This is a genomic window from Amycolatopsis circi, assembly GCF_003385235.1.
In the GTDB taxonomy this organism is placed as follows: Bacteria; Actinomycetota; Actinomycetes; order Mycobacteriales; family Pseudonocardiaceae; genus Amycolatopsis; species Amycolatopsis circi.
Genome location: NZ_PQIA01000287.1, coordinates 1 through 1,609 on the forward strand (window position 1 = coordinate 1; position 1,609 = coordinate 1,609).

1 protein-coding gene is annotated in these 1,609 nt (G+C 73.0%); it reads left to right on the forward strand.

Annotation, left to right across the window (positions count from 1 at the left end; all coding sequences use genetic code 11):
* The coding region (locus D0D37_RS46290; protein WP_162834822.1) for a DEAD/DEAH box helicase at nucleotides 1-1,504 on the forward strand (1,504 nt) is incomplete at its 5' end.
* Between the last annotated feature and the right edge of the window lie 105 nt (nucleotides 1,505-1,609).

A 1,609-nucleotide genomic window follows, 5' to 3' on the forward strand; every position in this document is an offset into this window, starting at 1 on the left:
CACCGAGGTCGACGGCGAGCAGGTCGACGTCCGCACCGACGGCTGGCTGGAGGAGTTGCGCGCCCGGCTGTCGGCCGATCCCGAGCCGGTGCCGCAGCCGGCCGGGCTGGCCGCGACCCTGCGCGACTACCAGCTGCGCGGCTTGCAGTGGCTCGACACGGTCACCGGGCTGGGTCTCGGCGGCTGTCTCGCCGACGACATGGGGCTCGGCAAGACCGTCACGCTCATCGCGCTGCACCTGCATCGCGGCAGCGGCCCGACGCTGGTCGTGTGCCCGGCTTCGCTGCTGGGCACCTGGGAAACCGAGATCCGCCGGTTCGCGCCCGGGGTGGCGGTGCGCCGCTTCCACGGCGCCTCGCGGTCGCTGGACGATCTCGACGGCGGCTTCGTCCTCACCACCTACGGCACGCTGCGCACCGACCCCGCGCCGCTGGCCGGGGTGAGCTGGGATCTGCTGGTCGCCGACGAGGCGCAGCACGTGAAGAACCACCGTTCCGACACGGCGAAAGCGTTGCGGCTGCTGCCTTCCGCGGCGAAGGTCGCGCTCACCGGCACGCCGGTGGAGAACACGCTGACCGAACTGTGGGCGATCCTCGACTGGACCACACCGGGTCTGCTCGGCCCGCTCGCCGACTTCCGCCGGCGCTGGGGAAAGCCGGTCGAATCCGGTGCCGCCCCCGCGGTCGCCGAGCAGTTGTCCCGGCTGCTGCGGCCGTTCCTGTTGCGCCGCCGCAAATCCGACCCGGGCATCGCGCCCGAGCTGCCCGCGAAGACCGAGACCGACCGGCCGGTGTCGCTGACGGCCGAGCAGGCGTCGCTGTACGAGGCCACCGTGCGCGAGCTGATGGCCGACATCTCCGCGAGCGACGGCATGGCCCGCCGCGGCCGGGTGGTCAAGCTGCTCACCGCGCTCAAGCAGATCTGCAACCACCCCGCGCAATACCTCGGCGAACCCGCGGACAGCACGCTCCCCGGGCGGTCCGGGAAGCTCGAACTCCTCGACGAATTGCTCGACACGATCCTCGCCGAGGACGGCGCGGTGCTGGTGTTCACCCAGTACGTGGTGATGGCACGGCTGCTCGAACGGCACCTCGCCGCACGCGGGATTCCGGCGCAGCTGCTGCACGGCGGCACGCCGGTCGCCCGGCGCGAGGAGCTGGTCCGCGGCTTCCAGAACGGCGACGTGCCGGTGTTCCTGTTGTCGCTCAAGGCCGCGGGCACCGGGCTCACCCTCACGCGCGCCGATCACGTCGTGCACTACGACCGGTGGTGGAACCCGGCGGTCGAGGACCAGGCGACCGACCGCGCGTACCGGATCGGGCAGACCCGGCCGGTGCAGGTCCACCGGCTGGTCGCGGAAGGCACGGTCGAGGACCGGATCGCCGTGATGCTGCGGGAGAAACGCGCGCTCGCCGACGCGGTGCTCGCCTCGGGCGAGGCCGCGCTCACCGAACTCACCGACGCCGAACTGGCCGAACTCGTCACCCTCCGGAGGCAGCGATGACCGACCGGGTCCGCGGATTCCCCGCGTTCCCCGCCCGCGCCGGCCGCGGCCCGTTCGCCCGCACCTGGTGGGGCCGCGCGTTGCTGCAGGCGATGGAGGACCCCG